Source organism: Alterinioella sp., assembly GCF_058343375.1.
In genome coordinates, this window is record NZ_JBTUJH010000021.1 from 62,165 (window position 1) to 78,825 (window position 16,661).

A 16,661-nucleotide genomic window follows, 5' to 3' on the forward strand; every position below is an offset into this window, starting at 1 on the left:
ACCTAACACGGGCGGGCCAACCCCCCTGCGCCGGACCCGCCCACGTGACAGCCAGAACATACCGACACGAGCTTGACGGGCTGCGCGCCATCGCCGTTCTGGCGGTGCTTGGCTATCATGCCGGATATAATGATTTCGCGGGCGGCTTCATTGGCGTCGATGTCTTTCTGGTCTTGTCGGGCTATCTGATCACCAATCAAATCACCAGCCAGTTGCGCGCGGGCAGTTTCGCACCGATGCGGTTCTGGCTACGCCGCGCCCGCCGCCTGTTGCCCGCGATGGTGCCGGTTCTGGCATTCTCGGCCCTGTCGGCGCTGATCCTCAAGGGTGACGGGGCCTTTGGCGAATTTGCCCAACGTTTCCTGAGCGCCGGTTTCTTCTTTTCCAACTATCAATTCGCATCCGAGGCCGGGTATTTTGCCCGCTCAAGCGATACCAATCTGCTGCTGCACACCTGGTCATTGTCACTGGAATGGCAGTTCTATCTGGTCATGCCGGTGGTGTTGCTGGTGCTGCACCGCTTTGGCCGATGGGGCATGTTAGCCGGCCTGCTGGCGCTGTCGGCCGGGTCGCTGCTCTATGCCGAATGGCTGATCGCGGCGGATGATGCCAATTGGGCCTTCTACGCCGTTGGGCCAAGGTTCTGGGAATTTTCGGTCGGCGGCATCATGGCGCTGCTGCCCGGCCTGCGGCTGCCCTTTATCGGCCCGGTTCTGCGCGCCACTGGCCTGGGGCTGATCCTGTGGGCGGTCTTTGGCTATACCGGCGGGGATTTCCCCGGCCTCGGCGCCGCCATTCCGGTGCTTGGCACGGTGCTGATCCTCGCCGCCCCTGATCGCGCCGGGGATCCGTTTCGCTGGATGCTCAAATGGCGCTGGATGCAGTGGGTCGGCCTCAGATCCTATGCCATCTACCTGATCCACTGGCCCCTGATGGTGACGGTGACGCCGGCTAATATGAACAAATCCGAAGGCATCCTCAGCGTCGCCCTTTTGGTCAGCCTGTTCCTGGGGCACCTGATTTACCGCTATGTCGAAACGCCGGTGCGCAGCGGGGCGAGGTTCCGGTCCTCTGCCGCCATCCTGCGATGGGGGAGTGTCACACTTGGCGTCATCGCGCTGATCTGGGCCGTGTTGCCAACCGGCCCGGTGGCCGCATTGCGCGCCGCCCTGCCGCTGTCCGAAATTCGCATCGCCGCCAGCTCGCTGGATGTGGCGCGCAATACCTATATGGCGCTGCTCGACCGGATCCACGCCAATGACATGCCCGGCGTGCAGTTTTGCAGTTTCGACTCCATTGCCACAACCAGCGAGGCGCTGGATTGCCTGACCGCGCCCGCCGTGCCCGAAAACGCGGTTCTGCTGCTTGGCGACAGCCATGGCCGCGATGCGCTGGCGGCCCTGATGCGCGCCTATCCCGACCAGCCCTTTGTCGTGCTGCACCAATCCTCCTGCCTGCCGGCCACCTATCGTCGCGGCAACAGCCTGTGCTTTGCCGATCTCGATCAGATCCTTGAAGCACTGGCTGAGGCGGGCCGCCTGTCGCGCGTCATTCTGGCGGCGCGCTGGTGGTATGGCGAACATGTCAATGTGTCGCGCACCCTGGAGGCGCTGAACCGGCTTGGCAGCGCCACGTTTGTCATTGGCCCCGGCCCGACCTTCGACGCCCCGATGGAGAGCTTCGCCACCGAGGCCGCCCTGGCAGGTGACCGGCTGCGCGACCTGCCTGGCCTGACACCAGATCGTTTCGCCTTTGACGTGGGTGCCGCGGCGGCGGAAATGGAGGCGCTGTCGCAAGCCGCCAATGCCGCCTATTTCAGCCGCTACGATGCATTCTGCCGCAGCGACCTTTGCCCGATTTTTGACGGCGCGGATGGCCCATTCGTCTATTTCGATGACCAGCATCTCAGCCCTGCCGGGCTGGACCTGTTCGCCACGATGCTTTCTGCGGACCCAACGCTGCGGGCCTATCTGAACCGTCCCTAATTGCCGCCCAGAAGCTGGCGCAGGAACCCGCCCAGGCTTTGATCCGGGGCGTTCGGTTCAGCCCCCGGCAGGCGGAGGCCACCGGCCGGTTCATCCGGCGGGCGGGCTTCGGCGACCGGGTCGATCATCGGCAGCGGGCGCGGCGGCAGCCCGTCATGAACCCGCGCCATGGTCGCGTTCCAGATCTCGGCCGGCAACCCGCCCCCGGTAATGCCCTGCAAGGATCGGTTATCGTCAAACCCCATCCAGACTCCGGCGACATAATCGGCGGTGAACCCCACGAACCAGGCATCGCGCAGGGCCGATGTGGTGCCGGTCTTGCCGGCGACAGGCCGGTCCGGCAACTGTGCCCGTCGCCCGGTGCCATTGGCGACAACCTCGGCCATCATATAGGTCAGCTGCCGCGCCGCAAACTCTGACACGACCCGTTCGCGGATACCGCCGCCCTGACCGATCAGCGGTTCATCATCGCCAAGCAGGCGCAGGTCAATCAGCCCGTAAGGTGCCACCGCCGAACCGCCATTGAGAATTCCCGCATAGGCCCCCGTCATCTCGATCAAGGTGCTTTCCGACGCGCCAAGCGCCAATGCAGGCCCAAGCGCCAGATCGCTTTCGATGCCGAATTGCGCCGCCACGGTGCGCACGTTTTCGCGCCCCACTGCCTCGGACAGGCGCACCGCGGGCGTGTTCAGAGAATCCCTGAGCGCCGTGGTAAGGGTGATCTCACCGGCAAAGCGGCCGTTGTAATTGGTCGGCGAATACGGCCCCGAGCCCGGCACATCGATGGTCAGCGGCGCATCCATGATCAAGTCATCAAAGCGCCAGCCCAGATCCAGCGCGGCGGCATAGATGAAGGGCTTGAACGCCGATCCGGTCTGGCGCATCGCCATTGTCGCCCGGTTGAACAAGCCGCTTCCCGCCTGCCTGCCGCCGACCATTGCACGCACCGACCCGTCCGCCGACATCACCACGATCGCCGCCTGCGCCTCGGCCATCGCATCAGGCAGATCGGCAAGAACCTCGGCCAGGGCCGCCTCGGCGGCCTCCTGGATCAGCGGATCGAACGTGGTGCGCACGATCACGTCTTCGGTGGTATCGGTGGTCAGAAAATCCGGGCCCTGGGTCATGATCCAGTCGGCGAAATAGCCGCCCGCGCGCGCGGTGGCCGCCTCGGACAGGACCGCCGGGTTGTTGCGGGCCGCCTCGGCCTCGGCCTCGGTCAGAAATCCCTGATCCTCCATCAGGCCCAGAACCACCGCCGCCCGGTCCTGCGAGCGTTGCAGGTTGGTCGTCGGTGCAAAGCGCGTGGGGGCCGACAGCAACCCCGCCAGCATGGCGCTTTCCTGGGCCGAGATCTCGGCCGCCGAACGCCCGAAATAGCGTTGCGAGGCGGCCTCGACCCCAAAGGCCCCGGCACCCAGATAGGCCCGGTTCAGATAGATCGTCAGGATCTCGTTCTTGGAGTAGCGCAGCTCCATCGCCAGCGCGAAGGGGATCTCGGCGATCTTGCGCCACAGCGATGTGCGCCGGCAATCGGCCTCGTATTCGGTCTCGGAGGCCCATTCATCGGCGTCAAAGGCCACGCCCAGGCACATCAGTTTCGCCACCTGTTGCGTGATGGTGGACCCGCCATGCCCCTCCAGCGGGCCGCGCCCCTCGGACAGATTGATGCGGATGGCTGAGGCGATGCCGCGCGGGCTGATCCCGAAATGCTGGTAAAATCGCCGATCCTCGGTCGCCACGATCGCGTTCACCAGATGCGGCGACACCGTGGTCGGATCACCCAACCCGCCAAACTGTTCGCCGCGCCAGGCAAAGACATTGCCGTCCCGGTCCAGCATGGTCACCGAGCCGCGCTGGCGGCCATCCACGACTTCGCTGACATCGGGCAGGGTCGAATACATATAGGCCGTGGCCACACCCAGGATCAGGATCAGGGCCATCGCGCCACGCCAGAAAAGGCCAAAAATGACCCGAAATATGAACCGCAGGATGCGACCGAAAAAGCCCCTGATGCCACCGCGACGGGCGCGCCTCTGACGCTTGCGGGGCTTGCGCTTGCGCGTCGGCGCGGGCTTGGCAGCAGGCCTATTGCGCCGCTCGGCGACCAGCCGCCTGCCACCATTTTGTGAACGCCGCCCGCGATTTCCTGAATTGCTCATGCTGTTACCCGCTCGTGTTTTCGTCAACATAGGGGGTTTCGTTGGCTTTGTAGAGTGCTTATGCCGCAGCGCGGAATTTTCAATCTGCCCGATTTTCGGGCGCTTGCCCTGAAACGTGCAGAAATTTTCAAACCCGACGCTTTTTCCGCCCTCGGCGCGACGCCCTTTGTTGCCCTTTCGATGCTTCATGGCCTGTTCTGGCCGCATCCGGGGCCGTGCAGGCCACAAACAGAGAAGGGGAGTTTCCCGTGAACCTAATTATCGCAGCAATCAGGCCGTTCAAGCTGGAGGAGGTCCGCGAAGCGCTGACCGCCATCGGCGTGCGCGGCATGATGGTGACCGAGATCAAGGGTTTTGGTGCCCAATCGGGTCACACCGAGATCTATCGCGGGGCCGAATATGCCGTGAATTTCGTGCCCAAAATGAAACTGGAGCTGGTGGTTCCGGCGGCCATGGTCGAGCAGGCGGTCGAAACCATCCGCGCCACGGCCAGGACCGACAAGATCGGCGATGGCAAGATTTTCGTGCTGGATGTGGCGCAGGCCATGCGGGTGCGCACCGGCGAAACCAACGAAGACGCGATTTGACCCCGCGTCCAATCGGATAAAAAGGAAAACCAAGAGATGACGAACAAATATCTCATTCCGCTGGCAGCCATGGCCCTGGCCGCGCTGGCCCCCTCGATGGGCGTCGCGCAGGAAGCCGCCGCGCCGGGCTTTGACGTAATCGGCCCCTATCTGATGACCACGCTGCTGTTTCTGGTCGGCGGCTTTCTGGTGTTCTGGATGGCGGCGGGCTTTGCCATGCTGGAGGCCGGGCTGGTGCGATCCAAGAACGTGGCGATGCAACTGACCAAGAATATCGCGCTGTTTTCATTGGCCGCGATCATGTATTGGCTGATCGGGTTCAACCTGATGTATCCCGGCGATGCCTGGACCATGACCGGGTTTATTGGCACCATCCTGTCGCCAACCGTGCTGGAGCCGGTCGGGCTGGCCGCCGCCGACGCGGCGCTGGACTATGCCTCGATCGGGTCGGATTTCTTCTTTCAACTGATGTTTGTGGCGGCGACGGCGTCGATCGTTTCGGGCGCGCTGGCTGAACGGATCAGGCTCTGGCCGTTCCTCGCCTTTGTCGCTGTGCTGACCGGCGTGATGTATCCGATCACCGGATCCTGGCAATGGGGCGGCGGCTGGCTGTCGGAAATTGGCTTTTCGGATTTCGCGGGCTCGACCATTGTCCATTCGGTCGGCGGATGGGCGGCGCTGGCCGGTGCCCTCGTGCTGGGCGCGCGGCTTGGCAAATACAAGGACGGCAAGATCCACCCGATGCCCGGCTCCAACCTGGCGCTTGCCACGCTTGGCACGTTCATCCTGTGGCTTGGCTGGTTCGGCTTCAATGGGGCCTCGCAACTTGCGGCCGGAACCGTGGGTGATATCGCTGACATCAGCCGTATCTTTGCCAACACCAACATGGCGGCTGCCGCTGGTGCCATGGCGGCGCTGATCGCGACGCAGGTGGTATATGGCAAGGTCGACCTGACCATGGTGCTGAACGGCGCGCTGGCGGGTCTGGTGTCGATCACCGCCGAGCCGCTGGCCCCGACGCTGTTCGGGGCGCTCTGGATCGGTGCCGTGGGTGGCATTCTGGTGGTCCTGGCCGTTCCGATGCTCGACCGGCTCAAGATCGACGATGTGGTCGGGGCCATCCCGGTGCATCTGGTTGCCGGGATCTGGGGCACGATCGTGGTGCCGGTCTATAATACCGATGCCAGTTTCGGCACCCAGATCGTGGGCATCGCGGCGATCGGCGCGTTCACCTTCGTGGTCAGCTATGTGGTCTGGATGATCCTGAAGGCGGTGATCGGCATCCGTGTCGATGAAGAGGCCGAGATCACCGGGCTCGATATTTCGGAACTGGGGATGGAAGCCTACCCGGAGTTTTCCAACGGCTGAGCCAGCCCGGCCCTTGCCGGGTGCTGCTTGAAACGACGAAGGGCACCCATCGGGGTGCCCTTTTTCATGATCGCTGATGCCTTTCGGCTCAGATCTCGGCTTCGATCCAGCTTTGCAGCGCGGCCTTTGGGGCGGCACCGATCTTGCTGGACACCACTTCGCCGTCCTTGAACAGAAACAGCGCCGGAATGCCGCGCACGCCAAGCTCCATCGGCGAATTGGGGTTCTCATCCACATTGACCTTCACGATCTTGATGCGGTCGCCCATCTCGGCGGCAATATCTTCCAGCGCCGGGCCGATCTGGCGGCAGGGGCCGCACCATTCCGCCCAGAAATCCACCACGACGGGGATCTCGGACTGTTTCACTTCGGTATCAAATGTAGCGTCGGTGACGGCGATGGTGGCCATATCTAGCCCTCCTGGAGGCAAATTGCGCGTGTCAGGCGCAAAACCTAGGAACCTGCGGCAGGAAGGTCAAGCGCCCGTTGCCCGATGCAGGGCTGCCATGACCAGATCGTGGGGCAGGACCATCAGCCGCGCCTCGCGGGTCCACAATATCGCGGTTTCAATGGCTTGGCCGGGATAGATTGCGGCCAGCATTTCCGCATAGGCCCCCATTTGCCGCAAAAGCCCGTCGGGCGTATCTTCGGCCCGCGCGGGTACCATCGCGTTTGATTTGAAATCGACGGCCAGAATGCGCCCCTGCGACAGAATCAGCCGGTCGATCTGACCCATCAGTTTGCGGCCCAATATGGCGCTATCGGCCACCAGCATCACTTCGGCCAGGGCATCGGGTGCAAAGACATGCGCCAGCTGCGGCGCGGTCAGGCAGGTCAGAGCCTCCTGAAACAGTGCCGCGTGTTCAGTATCGCTCAGATCACCCTCGGCGGCCAGAATTCCCGGTGCCGCGGCCGCCCAGGCGGCGGGGGCAATCTCGGGCAGATGTTCCAGCAAGCGATGCAGATGCCGGCCGCGCGCCTTGGCGGCATCCTCGGCCAGACCTTCGCCGGGAAGGGATTTCTCGCCGCCCAGATCCGACGGCGACAGCGTCGTGGTCGGACGGGCCGGGGTTTTCGGCAGCGTCGCGGTCCAATCGGGCAGTTTTTCGGGTGCCGGCGCTTTGCCATCTTCCGACCCGCCCCCCGACCAGTCGCCCGATTCGATCCTCAGACCCGGTTCGTCGAAAAACATCTGCTCAGCCGCGCCCATTTCCGTCGCGCCGTCGCGGATATGGGTATACCAACTGCCAGAGTCCTTGGTCTCGATCTTGCCCGCAGCACAGGTGATCAGCCAGCTTTCGGCCCGCGTCATGGCGACATAAAGCAGCCGGTTGCGTTCCTCGGCCTCGCGGTCGGCCCGCGCCTCGAACAGGGGCCGCAGCGCGGCCGGGCTATCATCCTTCGCGCCGGTCCAGATCACCGGCCCGTCATCGGGCACCAACAGACCCGGGCCGGGGTGGCCGCCCTGCCGATAGGCGGTGTCGGGCAGGATCACCACCGGGGCCTCCAACCCCTTTGCGCCATGCACCGACATCACCCTGATCTGATCGCCCGCGCTGCCCGGGTCGCGCTTGATCTGCACGTCATCGGCCTGCAACCAGCCGACAAACCCGGTCAGGCTGGGGACATCCATCCGTTCATAGGCCAACGCCTGCGCCAGCATCGCATCGATGCCATCCTCGGCCTCGGCCCCCAGACGCGCCAACAAGGCGCGGCGCCCGTCATGGCGGATCAACACCCGTTCCAGCAGATCATAGGGGCGCAGAAAATCGGCCCGGTCGCGCAGATCGACCAGCATGGCGACAGTGTCAGGAAATTCTTCGGCGCGTTCCTGCAAGGCCCGCCACAAAAACCCTTTGCGATCAAAGGCGAGGTCATGTAGCGCCACTTCGAACCAGCCAAACAGCGGTGACCGCAAAATGGCGGCCAATGACAGATCATCCTCGGGCGTGGCCAGAAACGCCAACAGCGCGGTCAGATCCTTTACCGCCAGTTCGGCGGCCAGCCGCATCCTGTCAGCCCCGGCAATCGGCAGCTTGAGCGCCTTGATCGCGGCGATCAATTCGTGGAACAGCTCGGATCGGCGCTGCACCAGGATCAGGATATCGCCCGCCCGGACCCGGCGGCGATGGCCCTCATGGATAATCGTGGTGCCGTCTTCAAGCATCGTCTTGATCGCGCGGGCCACGCGCTCGGCCAGAATGACCGAGTGATGATCATCGGCCAGCCGGTCCACCGGATCATCCCATTGCGCGGGCTCGGGCTTTGGCGTCGCGGCAACCGGCGGCCAGATATCGACGCGGCCGGGCAAGTTTCGATTATGGGCGATATGTTCCACATCCGTGCCCACGCCCGCGCCGGATTCGCTGGCGAATACCTGATCGACAAGGCCAAGGATCGGCGTGGCCGAACGGAAGGAATGCAGCAGCGCCCGGGATTGAAACCGCGCCCCGACCTTTTCCAGCCCCTGTTGAAAATGGGCGCGCATCCGGTCGAACCCGTCGGGATCGGCCCCCTGAAAGGAATAGATCGACTGTTTCTTGTCCCCGACCACGAAAATGGTGCGCTCGACATCGTCGCGCGCGCCTTTGCCAGCGGCAAATTCGCCGGCCAGCCGGGCGATGATCTCCCATTGTGCGGGGGCGGTATCCTGGGCCTCATCGACAAGGATATGATCAATCCCGCCATCCAGCCGGAACAAAACCCATTGCGCCACGCCGCTATCGGATAAAAGCACCCGTGTGCGGTGAATGAGGTCATCGAAATCGAGCCAGCCATGCGCCGCCTTGGCGCGTTCAAAGGCGGGCAGGAAAGCGGCGGCAAAGCGGTGCAGGGCGGCGGTTTTCCGGGCCGCAAGCAGGGCGCGGCGGCGCGGGCGGATGGCCTCGAGCCGGGTCATCAAGGCCTCCAGATCGGGCAGGATACTGCCCATCCTGGCCCAGATCGGCTTGCTCGGGAAACTGCCGATCTTGGCCGTGTCGGGCGCGTTTTTCGCACCCGACCCGACCAGGAAGACATCTTCCAGTGTCTTCAGATCATCCAGCGAAGGCGCGTCCCAGTTAACCTCCTGAAACCGTTCGATATTCTTGGCGTGGTTGCGGTTATCCGGGTCCAGGAATGTCGCAACATGGCGGCACAGTTCCGCCTCGCCGCCCTGAAACACATCCGCGACCAGTTCCGCCGCGTCCTGCCCGACCGGCACCCCGAACCAGTCGAATATCTCCGTCTCCGATGCCCCGGCCCCGATCTCGACCCGTTTTGCCAGCACCGCCTTCAGAAACGGCATCGCGTCATCGCCCGAAAGATGCGTGGCCAGCGCATCCATCGCGCCCGGGTCGCGCGCGGCCAGATCATCCAGCACATCGGCACACAGGATCGCCTGGGCGCGCTCGTCCATCTCGGCAAAGCGCGGCGATACCCCGGCCTCCAGCGGAAACCGGCGCAGCACGGCCGCGCAGAAGGAATGGATGGTCTGGATCTTCAGCCCGCCCGGCGTCTCGATGGCGCGGGCAAAAAGCGTGCGGGCGCGCGCCATCAGGGCGGCGTCAATCTCGGCCACGGGAACGCCCAGACCGGCCAGCGCGGCGTGCAGTTCGGCTTCGGGCGTCATCGCCCAGGCACCCAGCCGTTTGAACAGCCGGTTCTGCATCTCGGAAGCCGCCGCCTTGGTATAGGTCAGGCACAGGATGCGTTCGGGCGGCACGTCGCGCAGCAGCAGGCGCGCCACCCGGTCGGTCAGAACCCGCGTCTTGCCGCTGCCGGCATTGGCCGACAGCCAGGTCGAGGCCCCGGGATCGGCCGCCTCAACCTGGGCCCGGGTGGCGTCATCGGGGATCATCGGCCGACCTCCACAATCTCGGCTTTCATGGTTTCATCCCATTCGCCAAACCGCGCCAGATGATCGAAATCACCGGCGTATTTCATCTCCTGCATGGCGCGCCGCGATGGATAGCCGGTTCCGTCCTGCGCGAAATGGGTGATCAGCCGGGTGAAGCCTTCCATGACCGCATCCAGATCGCCGGGTGCAATCGGTTGGGCGCGCAATTTACCGCCGCTGCCAAGCCCGATATAGCAGATCTCCGCCACCTGTTTTTCGCCGCCAAACGCGCCCCGTTCGGCCATCACCGCCTCCAGCAATAACTGTTTGTTGAAGGCCTGTTCCTGCTTGTCGGTGGGCACCGGCCCGGTCTTGTAATCATACAGGATGACGCGCCCGTCGGGGGTGAGGTCGATCCGGTCGGGGCGCGCTGTGAGCGTCAGGCCGAGCGCGTCGAACCGGGTGGTGCCGGTAGTTTCCAGAAGATGCGGCCGGCCCGCCTTGCGCCGGGCGCGTTCGGTCTCGATGAACCAGGGCGCAATACGCGCCATCCGGGCCAGCCAGATCCGCCGCGCGGCGGGCCAGGGCACCCCCGCCTCCAGCCCGGCTTCGGTCATCTGCATCAACAGCGCCTCGGCGTCGCCCGGCAAACCATCCCTGGTGGCGTCGATGAACTGGCGCAGGATGTCATGCAGGATGGTTCCGCGCAGCGGCGCGTCCGGCAGCGGGCGCAGCGGATCAAGCGCGCGCAGCCGCAACACCCGGCTGGCATAGATCGCATAGGGATCGCGGATCAGTTTTTCGATCTGGGTCACGCTCAGCATATCGGGGCGCTGATGGCGCGGCGGGCTTGGGGCGGGCCTTTTGGCGGGTTCCACCGGGGCGAAGGGCTGATCCAGCCGCATCGCCATCGACAGCCAATCCGCGCCGCGCGCCCGCATCGCCGCCAGCGCCGCCTTGCTGTCAGCGCTGGCCCCCGCCATCAGATTGGTGATCCGGTTCAGCCAGCGCGACGGCACGGTTTCGGTCTCTGAATCGCGCCTGGACCTTGTCAGCCAGACCTCGGCCCCGGTCACCGATTGCTGGAAATCATGCGCGGCAAGGCCGATCACCCGATCCGGCAGGCGCAGCCCGACCTTGGCGCGCATGGTCCGGTTCAGCCACGGATCAGCCCCCGGTGTCTGCGGCCATGACCCTTCATTGAGCCCGCCCAATATGACCAGATCGGCCCCCTGCACCCGCGCCTCCAGCGTGCCCCAGATCATGATGCCGGGATGCGGGCTCAAGGGTTCACGGGCTTCCTCGGACGCCAGAATCCCGGTCACCAGATCGCGATATTCGGCAGCACTCAGCAGACCTCCGGCATCGGCCTCCTGCGCCAATATCTGCATCTGTTGCAGGGCTTTCTGGCCCGCCGCCTTGCCCCATAGCGCGCCGGCATCTGCTCCGGTCCCGCCCGGCCCCGCAGCCAGCAACCGGGTCGCGTCCAGATGCGCCGCGACATGGTCAGCCAGATCGCGCGTTTCGGGCGCAAAGAGACCAAGTGCCGCATCCGCGACCCACCCGGCCCAAACCACCGCACCCGGATCGCTGTCGCGCTTCGCGGCCCAATCCAGCAGATCGGCGCGGGTCGGAAACGGCGTGCGCCCGCGCAACAGTTGCAATTCCAGATCGCGGCTGCGCAGCAGATGCTGGCCCCGGTCATCGCGCCCCGCATGGGTCAGCGGATGTTTCAGCAAAACCAAGAGGGCCTCGGCGCTCAGCGGCGCGGCACCGGCCTCGGCGACATGGCGCAACAGGCGGCCGGGGGCGGAATGCGACAGCGCCTCACCACCCGAATCGTCGGGCTCGATCCGCCACCGGTCCAGCGCTGCCGTCACCTGCCGCGTCAATGCCCTGTCGGGGCTGATCAGGGCCGCCGTGATCCCGGCATCGGCGGCCTTGCGCAGGCGCAGCGCGATGGTGGCGGCTTCGGCCTGCGGGGTCGGGGCCTCGATCAGGGTCAAACCATCGGCGGCATGGCCCAGATCGGCCAGTTTCGGGCCTTCGCTCAGCCATTGATCGGTGACCGGGGCCGGGCGCAAAGCCAGCGAAATCAGACGGTTGCGGGCCGGGTTTGCCGGGGTTGCCGTGGTCCAGCGCGCAATGTCGCACGGGTGCAGCCCCAGATCACGCGCCAGTTTGGCAAAGCGAAACTGCGGGTGATCTTCGCCGGTCAGCCCGTCGGTCAACCGATCCCAGACAGCGCGCGGCTGGTCGAAATCAAAGCCCGGCAGGATCACCGCACCCTGCGGCAGCCGCGCAACCGCGGCCATGAACCGGGCCGTCGGCCCGCGCGACCCGGTCGACCCGGCCACGATGATCGGGTGCGCGGGCGGCGTGTTGGCCCAATCGGCGGCCAGGTGATCGGCCACCAATGATTGCCGCGCCTCGATGCTCAGAACCTCGCCCGCCGCCACGAAATAGGGTGTCACGATCTTCAGAAATTCCTGCGCGCGCTGCCAGTGATCGGAATGCTCGGCCACATCCAGCGCCGCGATGGTTTCGGGGGCCACCCGTTCTTCCTGCATCTCGGCCATCAGATCGGCCAACGCATCTGCCAGACCGAAAAGCGAGGATCGCGGCGCAAGTTTGGGCTGACGATCCAGCAGGGCAGCCACAAGCTGCGCAATCTGCAACCGAAGCCGCAGCGGTGATACCGGCGCAGGCAGACCGGCCATATCAGGCCGGGTGGCCAGATCGGTGATTAGCCGGATCCGGGGCAGAAACCCGGCCCCGGATTCGGCATAAAGCGCGCGCAACCGGCGCTGCGTGCGGGCGGTGTTCACATAAAGCTCGACCCGGGCCAATGCCTCGGGCGGATGGCCGCGCAGCCGGGATTTCAGCCCGTCCAGAACCGCGCGCGAAAAATCGACGCCAAGCGGCGTGGCATAGATGCGCGCTTTGTCCTGTGGCTCAAACATCGGGGCTGTTCCTCAGCATTTCCTCGGCCAGGGCGATGCCTGCGGGGTGGCCGACATCGGCCCAATAGCCCTGATGCTCTACCCCGAAAAGCCGCCCCGCCGCCAGCGCGGCGTTCCATATCTCATACAGCGAAAACGGCCCCTCGGGGGCATCCGCGAACAGCTCCGTTTTCAATATCTGCGCCCCGGTATAGACCGCGCCCGCCCTGCCCCATGCAAGCCGCCCGTCCGGGGCGATGGTGAAATCCCCGCCCCGGCCCCGCCCGACCGCGCGGGCCTGCGGCACCATCAGCAGCAGGATATCCATCCGGTCCGCGTCCCAGGCCGCATCCAGTTGCGCCAGCGCCCGCGCCCCGGTCCAGACCGCATCGGCGTTCAGCGTGAATATTTCCGGCCCGCCAAGGAGTGGCAGCGCCGCGCGGATGCCACCGCCCGAATCGAGGATCAGCGGCGTTTCCTCGACAAAACGCACATCCGCCGCGCCCGCCAGATGGGCCCGCATCTGCCCGGCGCGGTAATGCCCATTCACCACGATCCGGCTGGCCCCGGCGCGGGCCTGATCCAGCGCGTGATCAATCAGCGCCCGCCCCGCCACCGGAATCAGGGGTTTCGGGCGATCCGCCGTCAGCGCCCCCATGCGGCTGCCGAAACCGGCGGCAAGGATCATCGCCGCCCTCATGGCGCGATCCGCGGCATCAGCGGGGCCATGACAGAGGCCAGATCGGTCAGCGCGGGATGGGTCAGCGCGGCCTCGACATGGGCAAAGACCCGCGGCAGATGGGCCAGATAGGCCGGCTTGCCCCGATCTTGCGCCAGCCTGCGAAAGACGCCCAGAATGCGCAGGTTGCGCTGAAAGATCAGCAAGGCGCATTCGGTGGAAAATTCCGCGGCCGCGAGGCCGAGCGCATCTGCGTAGCGCACCGTCAGGGCGGCCTGGCATTGCGGTGCCATATCGCGGCGCGCATCATGGGTCAGCGATGTCAGGTCATAGCCGGGCGGGGCCATCACGGCATCCTGAAAATCCAACAGCCCGACCCGCGCCAACCCGACCCGGTCGGGCAGCCAGAGCAGGTTTTCGGCATGAAAATCGCGCAAGCAGGGCAGCAGCGGGCGGGTGAAGTGCTGCGCGAACAGCGCCTGCATCACCTGCAACGCCGCCGTCTTATCCTTTTGCGGCAGGGCAATCGCCGTCATCTCTGCCATCACCGGCGGGGTCAGCTGCGGCACCGCCCAATCCCGGCCACCGCGTGCCAGATGGATCAGAACATCAACCGCCACATCCCGCGCCTGTGGTGGCAGCGCCGTTTCGGCAAAGCATTGCTCGCCCAGATCTTCCAGCAGCATCAGCCCGTCATCCGGTCGCGCCGACAGGATATCGGGGGCCGACAGCCCGGCATCGCGCAGGTTTGAGGCAATCGACAAAAACGCATCAAACGCGGCGCGGTCTTCTGGAGGAGCGATCATCAAGATGGCGCTTTCGCCGCCCTTGCGCAGCCGCGCATAGCGGCGGGTCGAGGCATCGCTGGCCAGTGGCAGATATTCGGCCCCACCCCAGCCGGGCGCGTCCAGAAACTCAGCTATTGGCGGGCTCATTCCGGCACTATTCCGGCCAGCCGTGTGCGCCATGTCTCGGGCTTTGCGCTGGTCAGCCGCAGCTGGCGCGCGCCCGTCCGGGGCAGCATGGTCAGGGTCAGCCACAGCGCCGTGACCGGCATTTCAGCCGCCATGCGACCGGGCCATTCAATCAGGCAAAGGCCGGTGTCAAACGCATCCGACAGGCCAAGCTCATCCATCTCCTGCGCAGTGCTGAGGCGGTAAAGATCGCAATGCCAGATCTCCAGCGCGCCGGCCTGATAGGTCTGAACCAGCGTGAAGGTGGGTGACGGCACATCCTCGACCATCCCGTATTCGGCAAGGCGGGCCTGAATGAGCGCGCGTGCGAAATGGGTTTTGCCCGCGCCCAGATCGCCTTCGAGACACAGGCAATCGCCCGGTCCCAGATGTGGGGCCAGCGCGCGGGCAAAGCCAGCAGTGGCCGCGGGCGTGTTCAGCGTGCAATCGGCCAAGCGGCTGCGGTCGGGGGCAGGTCTGGGCAGGGCGGGTTCCAACATGGCCCCGACTTTAGCGTGCCCACCCGCCGCCGCAACCGGATGCGCAGGGTCAGCCCGCAGAAATCGCTTGCGGAGTTTCGACCGCCTGAGGCAGGCCGGCATCCTCATCAGCTTCGAATACCACCAGCGTCGCGCCCCCCTTGAGCGGTCCCACCCGGCAGCGCAGCACCCGGCCATCCAGCATGACCAGCCTGTCGGACCACGGGCTGCGTTCGCTGTAGCCGCCCACGAAATTGCGGATCTCCCCCCATAGCGGGGTCGGCGCGCTTTGGTCGGCCCAGGCATGGGTGGCATCAATCACGCTGATCATCGCGGCATCGGTCGTGGCGGCGCCCCAAAGCGTGCCATAGGCGGTGTTGCGCAGGATCAACTGGCCCTCGTTGGAAAAGACGGCCATGGCCTCCTCGGATTCGTCCATGATTGCCTGATACAGCTCAAGATCGCCGCGAAACTTGCGTGTCAGCGACACTTCCGAAGTGATATCCTCGAACATGAAGGCAACCGCGCCATCGGCATGCGGGCGCCCGATGACCCGGAAAGTCTGCCCGGTCGGCAGGGTCCAGAGATCCTGATAGGTGCCATCGCGCGCGGCCTGTTCCAGTTCGGCCATATCGGCGCGCCATGCGTGGTAATTCTTGGGCTCGGGCATACGCTGATTTTCGCGCAGCTGATCGAGGAAGGAGAACAGGTCAGGCCGGGTCGAAAGCCATTCGCTGGACAGGGTCGACAGGTCAACCAGGGCGGGGTTGAACAGCACCAGCTTGCGGCGCTGGTCAAAGATCGCCAACCCGATGGGCAGATGCGCGAATGTGCGCGACAAGGTCTGGACAAATTCCCTGAGCGAGGTTTCGGCTGCCACCAACTGGTCAATCGGGCGCGCCGTATAGAGCGTGCCGATACCCTGTTCGGTCATCGAGATATCGAACCAGCGCGGCAGTTTCTGGCCCGCAATTTCCAGCGAACAGCGCCGCACCCGGCCTTCTTCGGGCGGCGGCGTGACATGTTCACCAAACACAGGCCTGATTGGCCAGACCAGCGCGCCGGAGCCCTCGTCCACCTCCTCCAGCAAACTGTAATAGGCGGCGTTGGCCCAGGTGATCTGGCCATCCTCGGCCGCCCGCCACATGACCGCGCTGCAATGGTCCATCGCGGTGCGCAAAAGCTCCACCTCATGTTCCAACGCATCCAGACCGGCCTGATCAATCGTGCGTTTGGCCCGGCGCGCATCCAGCGCCGCCACCGTGATCACGCATTGATCCTCGTCACGCCGGCCCGTGATCGACAGGCTGTCCTCGCCGATCTTTCCGATCAGAACAAAAGCCTCACCTTTTTCGCGCAGCCGGTTCATACGCGCAACGGCATCGGTGTTGAGCCCCCCCAGACATTCGGTCAGATCCTTCCAGGCCCCGACCCGGTCGGTCGGGTCGCCCAGAAAGGCATCATCATCGTCGATATCGGTCAACAGATATCCGTCGCGAAACATGTAACTGCGCGGCAGGTCGAGGCCCTGCAACATGACATGGCCCGGCGTTCCCCTGGTCCGTGACAACCAACTGCCCGCAAAGACGGAAAAACCCGCGGCGGCCGTGCTGACACCTGCCAGAAACAGCAGCGTGATAGGATCCGATAGCATCATTCATGCCCATCCGTGACGTGATGATGCCAGTT

The 16,661-nt window shown here is 65.0% G+C and carries 11 protein-coding genes; 3 read left to right on the forward strand and 8 right to left on the reverse strand.

The window, feature by feature from the left end:
* Nucleotides 1–44: 44 nt before the first annotated feature.
* Nucleotides 45–1,985, forward strand: coding sequence for an acyltransferase family protein (locus ACW8PS_RS04210; protein WP_491526034.1), 1,941 nt, complete (start codon nt 45–47; stop codon nt 1,983–1,985).
* Here ACW8PS_RS04210 and ACW8PS_RS04215 read toward each other — a convergent pair.
* Nucleotides 1,982–4,147 carry a transglycosylase domain-containing protein gene (locus ACW8PS_RS04215; protein ID WP_491526035.1) on the reverse strand — a complete coding sequence of 722 codons (2,166 nt, stop codon included), beginning with the start codon at nt 4,145–4,147 and terminating at the stop codon, nt 1,982–1,984. The two genes, ACW8PS_RS04210 and ACW8PS_RS04215, sit on opposite strands and share 4 nt — an antisense overlap.
* Nucleotides 4,148–4,395: 248 nt before the next feature.
* Here ACW8PS_RS04215 and ACW8PS_RS04220 point away from each other — a divergent pair, with 248 nt between their 5' ends.
* Both ACW8PS_RS04220 and ACW8PS_RS04225 read left to right on the forward strand, forming a co-directional pair.
* The gene (locus tag ACW8PS_RS04220) at nt 4,396–4,734 is read left to right on the forward strand and encodes a P-II family nitrogen regulator (RefSeq protein WP_491526036.1); all 339 of its coding nucleotides are present in this window, start codon (nt 4,396–4,398) and stop codon (nt 4,732–4,734) included.
* A gap of 36 nt (nt 4,735–4,770) precedes the next feature.
* The gene (locus tag ACW8PS_RS04225; protein ID WP_491526037.1) at nt 4,771–6,102 is read left to right on the forward strand and encodes an ammonium transporter; all 1,332 of its coding nucleotides are present in this window, start codon (nt 4,771–4,773) and stop codon (nt 6,100–6,102) included.
* Between the two features lie 88 nt (nt 6,103–6,190).
* Here the strand turns inward: ACW8PS_RS04225 and trxA are convergent, their stop codons facing one another.
* The 7 genes from trxA to ACW8PS_RS04260 all read right to left on the reverse strand — a co-directional run bounded on the left by trxA (nt 6,191) and on the right by ACW8PS_RS04260 (nt 16,629).
* On the reverse strand, nt 6,191–6,511 hold the full coding sequence (gene trxA, locus ACW8PS_RS04230) for a thioredoxin (protein ID WP_491526038.1): 321 nt from the start codon (nt 6,509–6,511) through the stop codon (nt 6,191–6,193).
* A 66-nt stretch (nt 6,512–6,577) separates the two neighbouring features.
* Entirely contained in the window at nt 6,578–9,940 is a 3,363-nt protein-coding gene (gene addA, locus ACW8PS_RS04235; RefSeq protein WP_491526039.1) for a double-strand break repair helicase AddA, read from the reverse strand.
* Nucleotides 9,937–12,882 (reverse strand): double-strand break repair protein AddB, encoded by a 2,946-nt coding sequence (gene addB / locus ACW8PS_RS04240; RefSeq protein ID WP_491526040.1) that lies wholly within the window; start codon nt 12,880–12,882, stop codon nt 9,937–9,939. The genes addA and addB overlap by 4 nt, the downstream gene beginning before the upstream one ends.
* Complete coding sequence (locus ACW8PS_RS04245; RefSeq protein ID WP_491526041.1) at nt 12,875–13,549, reverse strand: nucleotidyltransferase family protein; 675 nt, start codon at nt 13,547–13,549, stop codon at nt 12,875–12,877. Before ACW8PS_RS04245 ends, addB begins: the two co-directional genes overlap by 8 nt.
* Before the next feature lie 8 nt (nt 13,550–13,557).
* Entirely contained in the window at nt 13,558–14,475 is a 918-nt protein-coding gene (locus ACW8PS_RS04250; protein WP_491526042.1) for an aminoglycoside phosphotransferase family protein, read from the reverse strand.
* Nucleotides 14,472–14,993 carry a tRNA (adenosine(37)-N6)-threonylcarbamoyltransferase complex ATPase subunit type 1 TsaE gene (gene tsaE / locus ACW8PS_RS04255; RefSeq protein ID WP_491526043.1) on the reverse strand — a complete coding sequence of 174 codons (522 nt, stop codon included), beginning with the start codon at nt 14,991–14,993 and terminating at the stop codon, nt 14,472–14,474. Before tsaE ends, ACW8PS_RS04250 begins: the two co-directional genes overlap by 4 nt.
* A gap of 49 nt (nt 14,994–15,042) precedes the next feature.
* Complete coding sequence (locus tag ACW8PS_RS04260; RefSeq protein ID WP_491526044.1) at nt 15,043–16,629, reverse strand: PAS-domain containing protein; 1,587 nt, start codon at nt 16,627–16,629, stop codon at nt 15,043–15,045.
* Nucleotides 16,630–16,661 lie beyond the last annotated feature (32 nt).

What these genes read in the sequence shown, in the direction of transcription:
- ACW8PS_RS04225 (WP_491526037.1), top strand. Translation starts at nt 4,771, where the DNA reads ATGACGAACAAATATCTCATTCCGCTGGCAGCCATGGCCCTGGCCGCG.
- ACW8PS_RS04245 (WP_491526041.1), bottom strand. Translation starts at nt 13,549, where the DNA reads ATGATCCTTGCCGCCGGTTTCGGCAGCCGCATGGGGGCGCTGACGGCG.
- addB (WP_491526040.1), bottom strand. Translation starts at nt 12,882, where the DNA reads ATGTTTGAGCCACAGGACAAAGCGCGCATCTATGCCACGCCGCTTGGC.
- ACW8PS_RS04250 (WP_491526042.1), bottom strand. Translation starts at nt 14,475, where the DNA reads ATGAGCCCGCCAATAGCTGAGTTTCTGGACGCGCCCGGCTGGGGTGGG.
- addA (WP_491526039.1), bottom strand. Translation starts at nt 9,940, where the DNA reads ATGATCCCCGATGACGCCACCCGGGCCCAGGTTGAGGCGGCCGATCCC.
- ACW8PS_RS04215 (WP_491526035.1), bottom strand. Translation starts at nt 4,147, where the DNA reads ATGAGCAATTCAGGAAATCGCGGGCGGCGTTCACAAAATGGTGGCAGG.
- trxA (WP_491526038.1), bottom strand. Translation starts at nt 6,511, where the DNA reads ATGGCCACCATCGCCGTCACCGACGCTACATTTGATACCGAAGTGAAA.
- tsaE (WP_491526043.1), bottom strand. Translation starts at nt 14,993, where the DNA reads ATGTTGGAACCCGCCCTGCCCAGACCTGCCCCCGACCGCAGCCGCTTG.
- ACW8PS_RS04260 (WP_491526044.1), bottom strand. Translation starts at nt 16,629, where the DNA reads ATGATGCTATCGGATCCTATCACGCTGCTGTTTCTGGCAGGTGTCAGC.